The 17,537-nt window shown below is 65.9% G+C and carries 13 protein-coding genes, 3 tRNA genes and 1 pseudogene; all 17 read right to left on the bottom strand.

The window, feature by feature from the left end:
* Positions 1-294: 294 nt before the first annotated feature.
* A tRNA-Arg gene (locus tag B5F73_RS08375) sits at positions 295-370 on the bottom strand.
* A 41-nt stretch (positions 371-411) separates the two neighbouring features.
* Positions 412-1,053, bottom strand: coding sequence for a hypothetical protein (locus B5F73_RS08370; protein WP_087227792.1), 642 nt, complete (start codon positions 1,051-1,053; stop codon positions 412-414).
* Positions 1,054-1,085: 32 nt separating this feature from the next.
* Positions 1,086-1,970, bottom strand: coding sequence for a phosphoribosylaminoimidazolesuccinocarboxamide synthase (locus B5F73_RS08365; protein ID WP_204206302.1), 885 nt, complete (start codon positions 1,968-1,970; stop codon positions 1,086-1,088).
* 79 nt (positions 1,971-2,049) lie between these two features.
* Complete coding sequence (locus B5F73_RS08360; protein ID WP_204206301.1) at positions 2,050-3,123, bottom strand: site-specific DNA-methyltransferase; 1,074 nt, start codon at positions 3,121-3,123, stop codon at positions 2,050-2,052.
* A 50-nt stretch (positions 3,124-3,173) separates the two neighbouring features.
* A complete protein-coding gene (locus B5F73_RS09315; protein WP_158094790.1) occupies positions 3,174-4,229 on the bottom strand; it encodes a DNA adenine methylase in 1,056 nt (351 codons plus the stop codon).
* A gap of 238 nt (positions 4,230-4,467) precedes the next feature.
* The gene (locus B5F73_RS08355) at positions 4,468-5,646 is read right to left on the bottom strand and encodes a hypothetical protein (protein WP_087227790.1); all 1,179 of its coding nucleotides are present in this window, start codon (positions 5,644-5,646) and stop codon (positions 4,468-4,470) included.
* A gap of 126 nt (positions 5,647-5,772) precedes the next feature.
* Positions 5,773-7,296 carry a HAMP domain-containing sensor histidine kinase gene (locus tag B5F73_RS08350; protein ID WP_087227789.1) on the bottom strand — a complete coding sequence of 508 codons (1,524 nt, stop codon included), beginning with the start codon at positions 7,294-7,296 and terminating at the stop codon, positions 5,773-5,775.
* Positions 7,297-7,305: 9 nt separating this feature from the next.
* Positions 7,306-8,016, bottom strand: coding sequence for a response regulator transcription factor (locus B5F73_RS08345; protein ID WP_087227788.1), 711 nt, complete (start codon positions 8,014-8,016; stop codon positions 7,306-7,308).
* 85 nt (positions 8,017-8,101) lie between these two features.
* Complete coding sequence (locus B5F73_RS08340) at positions 8,102-9,307, bottom strand: Tat pathway signal protein (protein ID WP_087227787.1); 1,206 nt, start codon at positions 9,305-9,307, stop codon at positions 8,102-8,104.
* A gap of 2 nt (positions 9,308-9,309) precedes the next feature.
* Positions 9,310-9,573 carry a TIGR03905 family TSCPD domain-containing protein gene (locus B5F73_RS08335; RefSeq protein WP_087227786.1) on the bottom strand — a complete coding sequence of 88 codons (264 nt, stop codon included), beginning with the start codon at positions 9,571-9,573 and terminating at the stop codon, positions 9,310-9,312.
* A 67-nt stretch (positions 9,574-9,640) separates the two neighbouring features.
* Complete coding sequence (gene purB / locus B5F73_RS08330) at positions 9,641-10,987, bottom strand: adenylosuccinate lyase (RefSeq protein ID WP_087227785.1); 1,347 nt, start codon at positions 10,985-10,987, stop codon at positions 9,641-9,643.
* Positions 10,988-11,280: 293 nt separating this feature from the next.
* On the bottom strand, positions 11,281-12,672 hold the full coding sequence (gene argH / locus B5F73_RS08325) for an argininosuccinate lyase (RefSeq protein WP_087227784.1): 1,392 nt from the start codon (positions 12,670-12,672) through the stop codon (positions 11,281-11,283).
* A 312-nt stretch (positions 12,673-12,984) separates the two neighbouring features.
* Positions 12,985-14,214, bottom strand: a complete 1,230-nt coding sequence (locus B5F73_RS08320; RefSeq protein WP_087227783.1) for an argininosuccinate synthase — start codon at positions 14,212-14,214, stop codon at positions 12,985-12,987.
* 381 nt (positions 14,215-14,595) lie between these two features.
* Positions 14,596-14,671: transfer RNA gene (locus B5F73_RS08315), tRNA-Lys, on the bottom strand.
* A gap of 37 nt (positions 14,672-14,708) precedes the next feature.
* On the bottom strand, positions 14,709-15,974 hold the full coding sequence (locus tag B5F73_RS08310; RefSeq protein ID WP_087227833.1) for an aminopeptidase: 1,266 nt from the start codon (positions 15,972-15,974) through the stop codon (positions 14,709-14,711).
* 92 nt (positions 15,975-16,066) lie between these two features.
* Positions 16,067-16,141, bottom strand: a tRNA-Gly gene (locus B5F73_RS08305).
* A 493-nt stretch (positions 16,142-16,634) separates the two neighbouring features.
* Positions 16,635-17,537: pseudogene (locus tag B5F73_RS08300) on the bottom strand (M28 family peptidase); the annotation flags it as partial.

The following is a 17,537-nucleotide window of genomic DNA, read 5'->3' as shown; positions in this document are numbered from 1 at the left end:
CGTTGAGGCCACCCCGCTCCTCCCCGGAGGTTATGCGGCATCCCTCGGGTTATGCGAACGACCTCGTTTTGCGCATCCGCTGGTAAACGGCCTGGCGAGAAGAACATCCGCCCAAGTCGATGCCGCATACCCTCCGAGCCCCGACGGTTCTTCTCGCACAACAAAGCCGAGACAGAGAAACGGCACAGAACAGGGCTCGAATGGGACCCGTTCTGTGCCGATTCTCTGTCTCGGCGCGTTTGTCCGCATGAAAAAGCAGGCCGGGGCGAGAAGAACCCCGGCCTGCGACATGTCTGGTGCCCCCGGGCCGATTCGAACGGCCGACACCCGCTTTAGGAGAGCGGTGCTCTATCCCCTGAGCTACGAAGGCATGGTGGACATTCTACCACCGGCGCCGAGCAGCGACAAAGCCTACTTGCTCTTGCGACGGGCGTCCTTGGCGGCCTGGCGCGCGAGCTGCGCGGCGCGCTCCTGCTCGAAGAGCTCGACGAGCTTCTTCTCGGAGAGGGTGCCCACGCGCGCCTGAGCCTGCTTGCGGAACGGTCGGCGCTTCACGAAGTCGAAGATGATGGCGCCGATGATGCAGCCGTAGGCGAGCAGCAGCGACACGGTGGACGCGATGCCCACGGGGGAGGTGACGTCGTCGACCTCGCCGAAGCGGTACATCGCCACGAGCGAGACGATCGCGAAGACCATGCCCACGCCCACCAGGACCCAGAAGACGCGGTCGGTGCGACGGTAGTCGGGCATGCTCCTCAGCACGAGGTCGTACGCGCGGTTGCGGAGGTTGTCCTCCTCGCGCTCGCGACGACGGCGGTCGCGCTTCTCCTCCTTGGTCTCGGTCGCCCCGAAGGCACCCCTGGAGGAGGAGCCCGAGGAGGTCTTCACGGAGGAGGCCGCCTCGCGGGCGGGACGGGCCTTCGCCGTCGAGCTGCGCGAGAAGCCCTTCTTGTCGTCGTCCCCGGTGATGGCCTCGGCCTCCTTCTTGGGGCGGCCAACAGTGTTGCCCTCGGCCTCCTGGAGGGCGCCCTCGATGGTGTCTCTCAGTGACATGGGTCTCCTTGTCTTGGCTGGTCCCGGCGGGCCTAGCGGGCGCGGGCGGGCGCGAACTCGGTGCCGGTGATGATCTGGAAGGCCTCCTGGTAGCGGTCGGAGGTGCCCTTGATGACGTCGGCGGGGATGCGCGGCGGCTCGCCGGTCATGTCCCAGTTGGCGCGCAGCCAGTCGCGGACGTACTGCTTGTCGTAGCTAGGCTGGACCTTGCCCTCCTCGTAGGAGTCGGCGGGCCAGAAGCGGCTCGAATCGGGCGTGAGGCACTCGTCGATGAGCGTGAGCCTGCCGTCGATGAAGCCAAACTCGAACTTGGTGTCGGCGATGATGATGCCCTGCTCGGCGGCGTAGTCGGCCGCGGCCTTGTAGATGGAGAGCGACGCGTCGCGCAGCTGCTCGGCGACGTCGGCGCCCACGATCTCGCAGCAGCGCTCGAACGAGATGTTCTCGTCGTGGTCGCCGAGCTCCGCCTTGGTGGACGGGGTGAAGATGGGCTCGGGGAGCTTGGAGGCCTCGGTCAGCCCGTCGGGCAGCTTGATGCCGCAGACGGTGCCGTCCTCGTCGTAGGTCTTCTTGCCGGAGCCGGTGAGGTAGCCGCGGACGATGCACTCGATGGGCACGGTCTGGGCCTTCTTGACCAGCATGGAGCGGCCGGCCAGATAGTCGGCGTAGGGCTTGAACTCCTCGGGGAGGTCGGCCACGTCGCAGGAGATCATGTGGTTGGGGATGAGGTCCTGGAAGCGGTCGAACCAGAACGCGGAGATGCGCGTGAGGATCTCGCCCTTGTAGGGGATCTCGTCGGGCAGGATGAAGTCATAGGCGCTGATGCGGTCGGACGCCACCATGAGCAGGCTGTCACCGCAGTCGTAGATGTCGCGGACCTTGCCGTGCGAGTCCGGGCGAAGTTCCATCTCAGCCATTCCGGCCACCTTTCCTAGGCGTTTCACTCAAAACTTGAGTATACGTCACCCGAGGGCGGCGTGGTGTCATCCCATCTCCTCAGGCGCTAAGGAGCACCTGATCGTCAACAAGCGTTGCGGTTTGGTAGAATCCTCCGCCCTTCCAGCAGACGTCTGCCGAAATCCCAGACTGATCGCCCGCAATCACCGCATCAAGCCGGCTGCGAGCGACCTCAAAGCTCTTCTCGCTCCTATCGATTCCTAAATAACGCCTTCCCATCTTCTGAGCAACGGCAGCTGTTGTACCCGAACCGAGGAACGGATCGAGGACGATGTCGCCAGGATTGGTTGAAATCCCAATGATTCTAGCAAGCAGTCCCTCCGGCTTTGGAGTCTCAAAAACCTCATCCTTGTCATCCGGAAACATTTTGAGCAGCTGTTTTTTTGCGCTCATGGTCGTTCCAACCTCATCGGCTGTCCAAAGCGTGTTGGGAACAACCTCCGGCATTTTGTCCCTGAGAAACCTCTTTATTCTTGGAACGCCATTCCCGTCGCTTCCGAACCAAATATTCCCCGCAGCAATCTCTTCGTTCATGCGGTCCTCTGCATATACCCAACAGCGACCCTTAGGGGGCATATTCCTCTTCCCTGTTGTCGGGGAGATTACTGGATAGAACTGCGTCGGGACGGCATGTCCCGCTTGGGCCGTCGCTGTAATCGACTGCCACGGTCCCCTGGGGTCGTCATCCGGATTCTTATACCGATCGGCAAGGTCGGGGGCTGCAATCTTGTTCCGCGTACGCTTGAACAGATCGGGGTTCTTTGCGTAAACAAGGAGGTACTCGTGATTATGCGAGAACGCCGCACGATTCTCTCTTGTTGTGCGGTGCTGCCAGACAATCGTTGCCACGTACGACGAACGCCCAAAGTGAACGTCACATAGAACTTTGAGGTAGGCCATCTCCTCGTCGTCGATGGAAATCCAGACGCTACCCTCGTCAGCAACAACGTCCCACACTCTGGGCAACAGCGACGCCATGTAGCTGATCCACTCCTCGTGCGTGGCCTCATCTCGGTAATGGGAGTAGCTATCGCCGTTGCGATACGGCGGATCCATATACACACAGCATGCCTTGCCAGACAGGCGTCCGCCAAAGGCGTCGAGGACCCTCACGTTGTTACCGCGAACGAGAAGGCCACCCGCTTCCGACGTCAGAATTCCACTTAGTTCCTGCATAGAATCATCAGCTCCGCGGTTTCGCTTGTCTCGAGAAAGGACTCTTTTTTCGTAAGCTTACTGTGAGTGATGTCATCAACCTTCACCACGTCAACGTGCCGATAGCTCTGCTTGGCCAAAGCGGTCAAATCGTCAATCGTTATCATTCGTGGCGTCGAAGGCCGGTCGCTCGGATAGGGGGAGTACGAGAGCACAAGAGCCGGCGCGCTCGCCGAACACCCCACAAACAGCTCCTCAAATGCCCCGGACGCGCCGCCTCTTGTCGAAAACGGAGACTGATAGCGTCCCGCTCGATACATGCCGCGAGACGGCCGACCTGTGGCTGGATTTGGGGTGATGTCCGGACTATCACCACGAGCAATTGTCTCGAGAACGTGATAGTAGCGACTGTAGTGATAGCGGCTGTAGGGCGGATCGGCATATATGACATCCGCCCGGGGCTTCTGCTCCCTGAGCCATTCGCGGCACTCCGCTCGTATGGCCGTGTTATGCGGACCCGGTTTTCTGAGCGCATCTATTTCTTCCAGGGCACTCATAGTCGCGCGCGAGACACTCTTAGCTCGACAGGCCGTCGCCTTACGTATTGTCTTCGTCTTGACTAATCCCCGTCGATCGACAGTTCTCAGCGGCTGAGCAAACTGCCCGCCCACTGTGCTGCCGCAATGACTCGCAGCGCAAATCACCGAGGCTAGGTAGCGGTCGCGCTGCCATCCATCGAAGGTGCGAGCGGCAGAACAGGCCGCAGATAGCTCGACAGCCTGAAGGTACGAGAAGTACGTGCCTCCATAGTAGCGAACAATCGTATCGGTGAGCCCATCGGGAAGGGGGGTGACGAGGCTCTCGCGCATAAGTCCGGAGAGCTCGGGGCTTGCCATCCCGTCCATCGCGAGCAGGCAGCCATGTTCGATAATGCTGGACAATTCTCCTGCGTTTTCATCCGGCGAGCCAAGAATCCCCTGCTCGTAGGAAACAAGCCTGCCGTAGCGGCAAAGAAGGCCTTCCTTGAACGACGCCCACCTGTCCAGGAATACCCTGTCATCCACGATAGGAGAGCCCTCCTCGATGAGGGCCGAGCACATAACACGTGAATATTCCTGAACGTCAACAGAGGTCACAGCAAAGCTGCAGGCAAGAGCCACAGACGTCGATCCCGTGCCAGAGAATAGATCTATGGCGGTGGCGCCCTCTCCCGCAAGGTCACGAGCGGCGCAAACCACCAAGTCAGCCATTCTCCGTTTGCTGCCAAGATAGTAGACGAGCGCTTCCGCGTTTCCGGACAACTTAATCACCGGCACCGTCCAACTCAACCCAAGGCCCCTCGATTTTAAGAAGGGGAAGCGCTGGCATTATGCTCGCCAACTCTGTGATTGAGGCGCGGCACTTGGGGAGCTGATTTCCGCGAAGGTCGGGGTTGTGCTGGCGAGCAAACTCCTTGAGTCTCGCAGACCACGGGGAATCCGAGCCGAACACCTCGTAGAGATACGAGCGAGCCCCCGTTTTTCTGAAGACAACAACGGGATTGTCGCCATCAAGAACAGCAACTCCCCTCGCCGCCTCAAGCTCCATTCTGAAGTTTCTACTTGTGCTGCTGATATTGCCCGCCCTGCTTTCGAGGTTACCGAGAGTACCGTCCTCCCCAACCGATTGAAGAAGCACGCGTCGCTGACCAGTCGATTTCGGAACGCCCGTACTTTCATCGACTTCAAACTCGAAGTAATCGGTGTAATACTCCTTTGCCATCGCAAACTGTGACCAACCGCGTCCCTGCTGGCGAGGGACGCAGGAGATCATAATGAGGTTCTCGTCATTCAGCGGAACGCTATCTATAGCCTCCGCTGAAATGTCATCCCTATCAATCCCGCGCACAAGGGCGGATCGCGAGCGGCCCCATGCGTTCATTTCGGCACGCGCGAGAACTTCGGGGTCATCCACATCATGGACCCTGCCCGCCTTACTGGCTGCGTCAATCCATCCATTCCATGTTCTCAGGGTTTCCTCAAACGAAGCCCTATCCTGTTCCATCCATGAGAAGACCTCGATGTTCCCCTGCAGGCCCGCAACCGTGAGGTTTCCCGATCCGACGAATGCCACGCAGCCATCACCTTCGGGATTCTTAAACCAGCTTATCTTGGGGTGAAAGATGCCTGGGTGCCCACTGTCGTAGTACACCCTGACGATGAGCCTCCCGCCGTGCTTGCTGGACAGCTCTCCCGCATACTCCAAGGTCTCAACATTGGTAACGGCATCAATCCCCAGGTAAAGCTCAAAATGATGACCGCTCCTACAGAAGGCAGCAAACTCCTCGCTATCAAAAATGGCGCTCAGACCGTTCTTAGTCGCAAACGCGAAGGCGGCGGCGCCTCCCTCCGCCTCCGAGATTGCGGAGAGAAGCACCTCATCCAAGTGCAGCGAACCAGAGTAGACATCATCTTGAATCACCAGCATGGAGGCGTTCGCCATCTCTCGCTCCTTCCGCGAGGCCATAGGCCAAGACCCATCATAGCCCGAAGATTGTATCCACAGGACCGGACAAGAAATCCCATACCCAGCTCAAGCGTTCGATGCACCACGCCGCGCCCCAGGCGGCTAGCGGTCCTGCTGGCGGGGGGCGCGCTGGGGGATGCGCAGCGTGAAGGTGGTGCCGCGGCCGAGCTCGGACTCAACGAGGATCGTGCCGTTGTGGCGGTCGACGATCTCCTTGGTGATGGCCAGCCCCACGCCCAGGCCGCCCGAGACGCGCTCGCGGCTCACGTCGGAGCGCCAGAAGCGCGCGAAGGTCTGCGGGATGTCCTCCTTGGCGATGCCGATGCCCGTGTCCTGCACGGCGATGAGCACGTCGGAGCGGTCCTGGCGCAGCGAGACCTTCACCCAGCCGTCGGCGTTGGTGTAGCGCATCGCGTTGCTCATGAGGTTGACGATGGCCTCGCGCAGGAGGTCGGGGTCGACGTCGGCGTAGAGCTCGCCGTGGGGCGTCTCGTCAACGAAGCGCAGGTGGAGGCCCCTCTCGTGGAAGAGCTGGTGCTGCGAGGAGACCAGGCTCCTCACCAGGTAGACGAGGTCGGTCCGCTCGGTCTTGAGCTCGGTCGTCCCGTTCTCCAGGCGCGACAGCTTGAGCATGGCGTCGATGAGCCGGGAGAGCCGCCTCACCTCGGACGCCACGACCTCGAGGTGCTCGTCGTCGGCCGGGAGCACGCCGTCCTGCATGGCCTCGACCGTAGCCTGCATGGCCATGAGGGGCGTGCGCAGCTCGTGCGCGACGTCGCCGGTGAGGCGGTGCTCGAGCTTGAGGTCGCGCTCGATCGTGCTGGCCATGTCGTCGAACGTCTCGCCCAGCTGGCCCACCTCGTCGGTGCCGGCGACCTTGGAGCGTGCCGTGAGGTCGCCGTTCCTGATCTGCTTGGCGGTGGAGGTGATCCGCTGGATGGGCCGGGATATGGCGCGCGAGACAAAGTAGCCGATCACGCAGGCGAGAATGGCCGCGATGGCCGCGGCGGTGGCGATGGCGCCGTAGGAGTTGGTCCGGAAGGCGGCGTCGGTCTTGGTGAGCAGCGCCTCGGACCCCAGCGCCCAGAGCCTCACCGAACCCACGACCTTCCCGCTGGGCGCGGTGATGACGGCGCTCACGGTGGCGTTCTCGGCGGTCGGGACCGTGGCCGGGACGCGTGTCCCAACACGCCCGCCCGACCCGCGACCCGACGAGGTCGCCCAGGTGTCGTCGTAGAGGACCTCGCCGTCGGCGGTGGTGACCTGCACCACGATCTCGGAGGACACCGACGAGGCGGACTCGGCGACGGCCGCGACCTCCTCGCTCAGCTCGCCCTCGACGGCGTACGCCTCGGAGATGGCGGCCGCGGTGGAGTCGGCGAGCGCCTGCATGTTCTGCCGGGTGTAGGCCATGAACTGCCGCTCCCACACGATGGCGAGAACCACCACCAGGACGAGCGCCGTCATGATGGCCGTGAGGGCAAAGGCAAAGGTGAGGCTCGTCACGTAGGGGCGCCCGCGCTTGGGGCGGCGCTTGATGGTGTTCCACGAGCCATAGCCGGAGGAGGGCCGCTCGCCGCTTTCCTCGGCGTGCGCCCTCCCCCCGGTGACAAATCGAGCGGACATGCGCCCGGCCTACTCGGCCGGCTTCTCGGGAGCCTCGAAGCGGTACCCGACGCCGTGCACGGTGTAGAGCCAGCGCGGGTTGCGCGGGTCGTCGCCCAGCTTGGCGCGCAGGTTCTTGACGTGGGAGTCAATGGTGCGCTCGTAGCCCTCGAAGTCGTAGCCCAGGACCTTCTCGACGAGCTCCATGCGGGTGTAGACGCGACCCGGGTAGCGCGCGAGGGTGGTGAGCAGCTTGAACTCGGACGCCGTGAGGTCGACCTCCTTGCCCTCCACGAGGACCTTGTGGCCCGAGATGTCGATCACGAGGTCACCAAAGTCGAGCGTCTCAAGCGCGGGCTCGGCCTCGGTGTGGGCGCGGCGCAGCAGGGCGCGCACGCGGGCGACCAGCTCGCGCGGCGAGAAGGGCTTGATCAGGTAGTCGTCGGCGCCGAGCTCGAGGCCGATGATGCGGTCCTCGACCTCGCCCTTGGCGGTGAGCATGATGATGGGCACGTTGGAGGTCTCGCGGATGGCGCGGCACACGCGCTCGCCGGAGAGCTTGGGGAGCATGAGGTCAAGGATGACGAGGTCGAAGGAGTGCTTCTCGAACTCCTCGACCGCGCTCTGCCCGTCGCCGACGCCGCGCACGATGTAGCTCTCGCGCTCGAGATAGGCGGCGACGGCGTCGCGGATCGCCTTCTCGTCCTCGACCAGCAGGATCTTCTTCTCGTCTGAAGCCATCTTGGCCTCCCTGGTTTCTCGCGTCGCCGAATCCCGGCCCGTAAGTGTCACTAGTGTACCCCACCGCAGGGGGGTCAATGCGCCCTCACAGGCGGAAGGTGCGTACGGAGACCGTGGCCGGGTATCCCGTGTCGGCGTCCTTGACGGTGGCGTAGGTGACGAAGAGGTCGCACTCCCCCTCGCGGGCGGGGTAGTCGCCGTAGTCGACCGACCGGTCGGCCGAGCCGAGCACCGCGTACTGCCGCTTGGCGAGGTCGATGACGAAGTAGGAGGCCAGGCTCTTGACGATGACCACGTCCCCGTGGCCGCAGCCCAGCTCCGAGGGCTCTCGGTTGAGGCGGAAGAAGCCGCCGTCGGCCGTCCCCACGTAGGTGCCCATCTGGCCGAGGAGGCCGCCGGTGCTGTAGCTCGCCTCCACCGAGACCATGAAGCGCTCGCCCACGCGCGTCGCCCGGAACGGGCGCACGTTCTGGGGCATGACCAGCTGGTCGAGACGGGTCTCGAGGTCGTCCGAGAGCGAGTAGGCCGTCACGCCGTAGAACGTCCCCTCGTCCGCGCGGACGCGCGGGGTGAGGACGACCGCGTCGCCCGAAGCGGTGGGGGCGGTGGCAAAGCGCCCCGGCGACTCGAGCACCGACTTGGCCTCGGAGTCGCCGAGGTGCCAGAGGTAGCAGTGGGAGGACTCGGTCGTGCGCGTGCCGCTCGTCGACGGCTGGACCTGCCAGACGACCACGCGGCCGGCAACGGCGAAGGGGGCCGGGTCGTAGTCGGCGTCGCCCTCCCAGAGGGTCACGGCGTCGCCGCTGAGGGCGCCGCCCGAGAAGGGCGCGGCATAGAGCGCCCAGGCGCGCGACTGGAGGTCGAGCTCGACCCAGGCGAAGACGTAGTCGGAGCAGCGGACGTCGTAGATGACGATGGTCGCGCCCTTGCCGACGGGCTCGGGGACGACCTCGACCATCTGGCCGGAGGCGAGCGAGAGCGCGGACGCCTTCACCATGGGGATGGCGGAGGAGCCCGCGGTGGTCACCGGGATCCAGGTGCCCTCGGCCGGGTGCAGCACGTTGCCGAGCGGGAGGGACCACGACCCCTCCTCCGCCAGCGTCAGGTCGACGGACTCGAACGTGTCGATGATGTTCTCGGCCGAGTCCTCGTCGACGACGACGGGCTCCGACGTCTCCTCGTCGCCCGAGTGCGTGCAGCCCGAGAGCACGCCGATCGCCGCCGCGGCCGCGACGGAGCCTGCGGCCGCGGTCTTGAAGAAGGAGCGGCGTGTGAGCCGGGGGGCGCGCATGGCTAGGCGCGGGCGCTCGACGACGCCTCCGTGAGGGCGCGCGCGAGCTGGTCGGCGCAGGACGTGGGGCGCGGGCCGCAGGTGTTGCCCGCGAGGATGCCCACGATCTCGTCAACGGGATGCCCGGCCACGAGCTTGCTCACGGCCTTGAGGTTGCCGTTGCAGCCGCCCTCGAACGAGACCCGCTCGATGGTCGTGCCGTCCTCGGACAGGTCGATGTGGATGGCCCGCGCGCAGACGCCGCGCGGGGTGTAGTCAAAGTGCATGGTCCCTCCAAACTGGCGAGAAGGACGTTCTTCTCGCCCGGAAAATCCTCCGTGCCCCTTATACCCGCTACTCGAAGCTCAGCTGCTCCAGGCGGTCGAAGACCACGCCGGCGCGCGTGAGGAAGGCGCGCGGGTCGAAGATCTTGTCCAGCTCGGCAGCCGGCACGGTGCAGCGCGGGTCGGCCTCGAGCTTCTCGCGGAACGTGGTGCCGCCCTCGCACTGCTGGACCTCGCGCCACGTGGCCATGGCGTTCTCCTGCACGATGGCGTAGGCCTGCTCGCGGGTGATGCCCGTCTCCACGAGGGCGAGGAGCACCTTGGAGGAGTAGATCAGGCCGCGCGTCTTGTTGAGGTTGGCGAGCATCTGCGCCGGGTAGAGGATCAGGCCGTCCACGATGCGCGTGAGGCACTGGAACATGTGGTCGAGCGCGATGAAGCTGTCGGCCTGCGCCACGCGCTCGGCGGAGGAGTGCGAGATGTCGCGCTCGTGCCAGAGCGCCACGTTGTCAAAGGCGACCTGCGCGTTGGCCTTCACCACGCGGGAGAGGCCGCAGACCTTCTCGACCGTGATGGGGTTGCGCTTGTGCGGCATGGCCGAGCTGCCCTTCTGGCCCTTGCGGAACGGCTCCTCGGCCTCGAGGGTGTCGGTCTTCTGGAGGTTGCGGATCTCCGTGGCGATGCGCTCGCAGGTGGCGGCGGTGGTGGCCAGGACGCCGGCGAGGTAGGCGTGGTGGTCGCGGGAGATGACCTGCGTGGACAGCGGGTCGTGCACGAGGCCCAGGTGCTCGCAGACGTACTCCTCGACGAACGGGTCGATGGAGGAGTAGGTGCCCACCGCGCCGGAAATCGCGCCAAAGGCCACGTTGGCGCGGGCGTCCTTGAGGCGGTCGTAGTCGCGCTTGAGCTCCCAGGCCCAGCTGCCGAACTTCATGCCAAAGGTCATGGGCTCGGCATGGATGCCGTGGGTGCGGCCCACGCAGAGGGTGTCGCGCTCCTCGAAGGCGCGGCGCTTGCAGATCTCGCCGAGCTTCCTGCAGTCCTCGATGAGGATGTCGGTGGCCTGGACGAGCTGGTAGCAGAGGGCCGTGTCGCCGAGGTCGGAGGACGTCATGCCAAAGTGGACCCAGCGCGACGGCTTGGGCTCGCCCTCGGGGACGTCGCGGTCGATGTACTCGCCCATGTTGGTGAGGAAGGCGATGACGTCGTGGTTGGTCACGGCCTCGATGGCGTCGACCTCGTCCTTGTTGAAGTCGGCGTGCGCGCGGATCCAGGCAGCCTCCTCGCGCGTGATGCCGATCTTGCCCATCTCGGCGTGGGCCTCGCAGGCCAGGACCTCGATCTCCTGCCAGATGCGGTACTTGTTCTCCAGGGAGAAGATGTGGCCCATCTCGGGACGGGTGTAGCGGTCGATCATGGAGGCCTCCTCGGCGGTTGCGGCGCGCTGTTCTCGGGTCTGATTCTAGCGCAGGCGGGCCGCGTCTAGAAATCGCGGGGCTTGTCCCGCGGCGATCCGGGAATCCGCGCCCTTGTCGCCCACGCTTCTAGGATTTGCCGGGTTTGTCCCGGATGGCTCTAACTTTTGGCGACCTTGTACCGCTCTCGGGCGCCAACCCGTGACAACCCCGGGGATTCCTAGAAGCCCTCCGTACAAGGGCCCCGATTCCCGGAGACGCGGGCGACAAGAGCGGCGATTCTCGGCCCCGACGTCTAAGCCAGCGAGCCGGCGTCCACGGCTAGCGTCTCGCGCGCCTCGCCCAGCTGCACGACAACCGCATCGTGGCCGGTGCCGCCGTAGGTCACACGGGCGTTGGCGATGCCGGCAGGGTCCAGGTCCTGCGCGATGTCGGCCTCGAAGAGCGGGCTCGCCGCGGCAAACTCCTCGGCCGTGAGGTCCTCGAGGCCCTTGCCGTGCTTCTCGCAATAGAGCACGAGCTCGCCCACCACGCGGTGCGCCTCGCGGAAGGGCATGCCCTTCTTGGCCAGGTAGTCGGCCACGTCCGTAGCGGCCGAGAAGCCCGTGCCCGCCCGCGCGAGCATGACGTCGGCGTTGACGGTCCAGGTCTCCACCATGCCCGCGGCGATCTCCATGCAGTCGGAGAGCGTGCGCGCGGCGTCGAGCGGGCCCTCCTTGCACTCCTGGAGGTCCTTGTTGTAGGCGAGCGGCAGCGACTTCATGGTGGTGAGCAGCGCCATCAGGTCGCCGTAGACGCGGCCGCACTTGCCGCGCGTGAGCTCGGCGAAGTCGGGGTTCTTCTTCTGCGGCATGATCGAGGAGCCGGTGGAGTACTCGTCCGAGAGCGTGATGAAGCCAAACTCGGTGGAGCTCCACAGCACGATCTCCTCGCAGAGGCGCGAGAGGTGCATCATGCTCACGGCGCAGGCGTACTCGAGGTCGAGCAGGTAGTCGCGGTCGGAGACGGCGTCGAGCGAGTTGGGGATCGCGCGCGAGAAGCCCAGGAGCTCCGTGGTGCGCGCGCGGTTCAGCGGGTAGGTGGTACCTGCCAGCGCGGCCGCGCCGAGCGGGTTGGCGTCGGCGGCGTCGCGGGCGGCAGCGAGGCGCGTGAAGTCGCGCGTGAACATCCAGAAGTACGCGAGCAGGTGGTGGGAGAGCAGCACGGGCTGCGCGTGCTGGAGGTGCGTGTAGCCGGGCATCACGACGTCGAGGTTCTTGTCGGCCGCGTCGAGCAGGACGCGGCGCAGCTCGACGTTGCCGGCGAGGAGCTCCTCGCAGAGGTCCTTGGCGAGCAGGCGGATGTCGGTGGCGACCTGGTCGTTGCGGGAACGGCCGGTGTGCAGGCGGCCGCCCGCCGCGCCGATCGCGCGGGTGAGGGCGCCCTCGACCGCCATGTGGACGTCCTCGTCGTTGACGTCCCAGGCGAAGGTGCCCTCCTCGATCTGGGAGGCGATGTCGGCGAGGCCCGCGTCGATCGCGGCCTGGTCCTCGGCGGAGATGATGCCCTGCTCGGCGAGCATGCGCGCGTGCGCGCGGCTGCCGGCGATGTCGTGGGCCGCCATGTTCTTGTCGACCTCGAGGCTCGCGCCAAACTCCTGCGTGAACTGATCCACGCCCTTCTCGAACCTGCCGCCCCACAGCGCCATCGTGGCTCCTTCCTCGCAGATCTCTCTCGATAAAGCTTATCGCACGGCATCGCGGGTCGGCCAGAACGAAAGAGCCTGCCTTGAAAACCGACTTATGAATAGTTTTCCGCTCGCGCATACCGCCGTCGAGCTTTCGTGCCTCAGGCCACCTGCGCAAACGCTATCCACAAAAGGTGGTCTTGGGCCCTTCACGGTACAAAAGTGTTCAGAAGTCGGTTTTCAAGGCAGGTCAGCTCGGATTTGCCCCCCGCTTAGCGTGACGGCCGACCGGGAGCTCTCCCGGCCGGCCGTTTCTCGTGAAACGTACTGCGCCTAGTGCACGGGCTGGAGGCCGGAGCCGGGACCCTGGACCTTGGACCAGGTCTTGGACTGCAGGCCGTGGAGCTCGATGAAGCCGCGGGCGGCGGTGTGGTCGAACGAGTCGCCCTCGTCGTAGGTGGCCAGGTTGTAGTCATAGAGGCTGTACGCGGAGCGCACGCCGTCGACAAACAGGCCGCCCTTGCACAGGATGATGCGGACGTCGCCGGTGACGAACTTCTGCGTGTAGGCGTTGTAGGCGTCGATCGCCATGCGGTTCTGGCTGAACCACAGGCCGCGGTACACGGTCGAGGCCCACTCGACGTCCATCTTGGCCTTCTGCTTGAGCGTCTCGGCGTCGAGGCAGAGCTGCTCGAGGGTCTGGTGCGCCTGGATGAGCAGCAGCGCGGCGGGGCACTCGTAGCACTCGCGGCTCTTGATGCCCACGACGCGGTCCTCGATCATGTCGATGCGGCCAAAGCCGTTGCGGCCGGCGATCTCGTTGGCCTTGATGATGAGGCTGAGCAGGTCCATCTTCTCGCCGTTGATGGCGGTGGGGATGCCCTCCTCGAAGGAGATCACGACCTCCTCCGGCTCGGCGGGGCAGTCCTCGAGGTTGTTGGTCATCGTCCAGATGTCCGCGGGCGGCTTGTTCCAGGTGTCCTCGAGCACGCCGCACTCGATCGCGCGGCCCCAGAGGTTGTCGTCGATGGAGTAGGGCTTCTTCTTGGTGGTGGGCACGGGCACGCCGTTGGCCTCGGCCCACTCCATCTCGGAGTCGCGCGTGGTGAGATCCCACACGCGCACGGGCGCGATGATCTCAAGCTCGGGGTCGAGCGCGCGGATGCAGGTCTCAAAGCGGACCTGGTCGTTGCCCTTGCCGGTGCAGCCGTGGGCGATGTACTTGGCGCCGTACTGGTGAGCGATGTCCACGAGGTGCTTGGAGATCAGCGGGCGGGACAGCGCGGAGAGCAGCGGGTAGACGCCCTCGTACTTGCCATTGGCCCAGATCGCCTTGGAGAGGATCTTGTCGGCGTACTCGGCGCGCATGTCGATGGCCTCGGAGGCGATGGCGCCCATGTCGAGGGCCTTCTGCTTGATCCAGGAGAGGTCCTTCTCGTCCTGTCCCACGTTGCCGCAGATGGCGATGACGTCGAGGTTCTTCTCGACCTGCAGCCACTTGACGATGACGGACGTGTCCAGTCCGCCGGAGTACGCGAGGACGACCTTTTCCTTCTCTGCCATGATGATTCCCTTCCTTGGGTTGGTCTACGTCTCACAGAAAAGCCCCGACGTCGCGGGGCGCTTGAGCTGGGCTGGCGATAGAAACCTGCATGCTGGAGCGACGCGCGACATCTAGGGCGTGATTCGTCGGTTCTGGCGTCGGGATGCGAGGAGGGCGGCGCACGCGGGTGCGCTGTGAACGTTCATCAACGTTGGCCTCCTCAGTAGTTGAGCGGGCGCGGGCTATTGGCCCGCGGCTGTCTGACGTGCTGAGTGTAGGGCCGTCCGCGGAAGGCGGCGAGAAGAGACTCCGTCTTGAAACATTGGGGCGGGGCCGCCGGCCCTTTGGGGGCTACGAGAAGGGCCGGGCGCCCGGGGAGGCGTCCGGCCCACATGCTGCGATGGTGCGCCCTCAGGGGTTCGAACCCTGGGCCTTGGGATTAAAAGTCCCCTGCTCTGCCAGCTGAGCTAAGGGCGCGTGGGGTCGATTCTACCACGCGGGGCGCGTGGGGCGGCTACTCCCAGGCCCACTGGCCGTTCACGAAGATCGGCGTCTCGGTGCCGTCGGCGTCGAGGCCGTAGATGTTCATGTCGTCGGTGCCCACCATGAAGTCCACGTGCGTGGCACTCTGGTTGACGCCGTGCTCGAGCAGGGCGTCCTTGCTGAGCTTGGTTCCGCCGGCGACGCACTCGGGGAACCCCATGCCCAGCGCCAGGTGGCAGCTCGCGTTCTCGTCGTAGAGGGTGTCGTAGAAGAGGGTGTCGCTCTGGCGGATCGGGGTGTTCTTGGAGACGAGCGCGACCTCGCCGAGGCGACGGGCGCCCTCGTCGGTCTCGAGGATGTGGCGCAGCGCCTCGTGGCCCTGCTCGGCGCCAAAGTCCACGACCCGGCCGCCCTCGAAGCGCAGCCAGAAGTCGCGCACGACCTGGCCGGCGTGGACGAGCGGCAGGGCGGAGCGCACCACGCCGTCGGCGCGCAGGCGGTCGGGGGAGGTGAAGACCTCCTCGGTGGGGATGTTGGGGAAGAAGGTCACGCCGTCCTGCGTGCGCCCCGCGCCGCCGTCCCAGACGTGGCCGGCGGGCAGGCCGACGGTGAGGTCGGTGCCGTTGGAGGCCTCGTAGCGCAGGGCGTCGAAGGCGTGGTCGTTGAGGAAGCGCTTGGTCTTCTCGAACGAGGCGTTGTGGGTCTCCCAGGCGCTCTCGGGGTCCTCGCCGTCGGCGCGCGAGACCTCGAGGATGAGGACCCAGAGGCGGTAGAGGGCCTCGGCCGGTGAGAGCTCGGGGAAGACCTCACGGGCCCAGGCCTCGACCGGAACGCCGGCGATGCACCAGGCGTTGTGGCCAAAGTCCATGCCGTCGCGGAACGAGCGACACTCGGTGTTGCGGGCGCGGGAGGCCGCGGCGGGCTTGGCCGGGTCGATGCCGCGCAGGATGGTGGGGTCCTGGCCCTCGAGGAACAGAAACGCCGCGCCGGCCTCGGCGAGCGAGTTGAGCTGCTCGACCTGCCAGGAGGGGGTGTGCTCGAAGAACTCGAGCGGGCAGTTCTCGTAGGTGAGGCGGCTGACCTCGTCGTCCGCCCAGATCACGGTCACGTGGCCGGCGTCGCAGCGGTAGGCCGCGCGCACCACGCGGCGGACGAAGTCGGCGCGCTCGACGGGGGCCTGGAGCACGAGCTCCTGGCCGGGGCGCAGCGCGACGCCCTTGCGCACCAGGAGGCTGGCGTAGAGGTCGAGCTGCTCGGAGAGGCGGTCGGTCGCGACGCGGCACTCTTCGTCGGTCATGGGGATGTCTGCCACCCTGGTTCCTTTCATCGGGCTCGCCCGGGGGCGGCGAGCGGCAGCAAAAAGGGCCCCGGATGGGGCCCCGCTTGTTCTGGAGCGGGCAACGGGACTCGAACCCGCGAGTGTCAGCTTGGGAAGCTGATGCCTTACCACTTGGCGATGCCCGCGACTGTGGCGCCTGTTCGGCGCAGTGAGAAGTATACCCCGCCCCGGCAAGGGGTGGCAAGGCGCCGCGATTCACATGGAGGGGTCGCGGCGAGGGGATGGAGGGTCTGTGGACGCGGTCGTTCTCGTGCGCGGCGCCGGGAACGGATGGCGCGGGCGAGAAGGACGTCGGCGAGGGCCGTGAGCTGGTGCTCCGGCAGGTGGCGCAGCCTGCGGTCAGCTGGGCGGCAGCCTCGGGTCCGCCAGCGACATTCTGGTGAAAGCTTGCCCGGATAGCATGTGGCCTCCCATCGTCGAGGACAGGAGGTCACAAGGGTGAGAAAGACGTCGGAGGGAGCCGAGGGCGCTCGCGCGCAGCCAAGGGCCAGAAGGCCGAGAAGGACGGGCGCGCCGCGCTCGCGACCGAGGGGAGGTGACGTGCCCGGCGGGGGCAGACCCCCGGCAGTGGGTCATGCCGGGAGGTCGCAGCTCCTCTAGAGAACAACCGAATACGGCCTAGGAGCGACGGATCATCTCCGTGACGACCTCGGTGACCTTGGCCGCCTGGTCGCCGCTCACGTTCTCGATCACGTCATCGGGCGTGCGGGAGAGCGCGGGGAGGCCGTTGCCGTCGAGGCCCATGATGGTCACGGCGCGCAGCGACGAGCGCATGGCGGGGGTCGCGTCGGTGTCGGCCCAGTCGTGCTCCTCCTGGCCCAGCTCGACGTGCAGGTCCGACGCGGCGCCGGAGAGCAGGCGCGTCATCCTGCGGTCCGCGCGGCGCGTCCCCTCCAGGCCCTCGTTCTTGAGGGTGGCGAGGTGGCCGGCGCCGATGCAGTCGAGGTTGACCAGGAAGCAGCCCCTGATCTCGGAGCGGTGACGCGCGAGGAACGCGCGCATGCCGGCGTGGTCGAGCGCGGAGCCGCCGAGAGCGACGAACCAGATGTCATGGGAGACCAGGGCGTCGTCGCCCAGGGAGAGGGCCGCCTCGCGCAGCTCCTCCTCGCTCGGCTGCTCGTCATCCTCGACGAGGCGCAGGCCGCCGCGCGTCGTGGCGCCACCGCGCCAGGTGCGGTCGTCGTCGGAGGGCTCGTCCTTCTCGGGCTCGTCCTGTGTCTCGGGGGCCTTGCCGCGAAGGCGGCCGAGGAGCGAGCTGACGAAGCCGCCCGCCTTCTTCGCGCCGCGGCCGGCGGCCTCGAGGTCCTCCGCGCCGATCGTCTCGAGCGGCTCGGCCATGACGGGGGCGTCCGCGGAATCGTCGGCGGCGGGAGCCTGGACGCGCGTCGCGTTGGGGTCGGTCGCGAACGGGTCGACCTCGTTGGCCGAGGGATCGGGGAGGTCGAAGAGCGAGGCGCGGCGCGCGACGCTCGAGAGCTGCGGCCGATAGCTGGTCTTGCCCCACTCGGGGTCGCTCGGGGC

It is taken from the genome of Olsenella sp. An270 (assembly GCF_002159735.1).
In the GTDB taxonomy this organism is placed as follows: domain Bacteria; phylum Actinomycetota; class Coriobacteriia; order Coriobacteriales; family Atopobiaceae; genus Thermophilibacter.
Note: the sequence above shows the minus strand (reverse complement) of the source record. Positions and strands in the feature narration are given on the sequence as shown.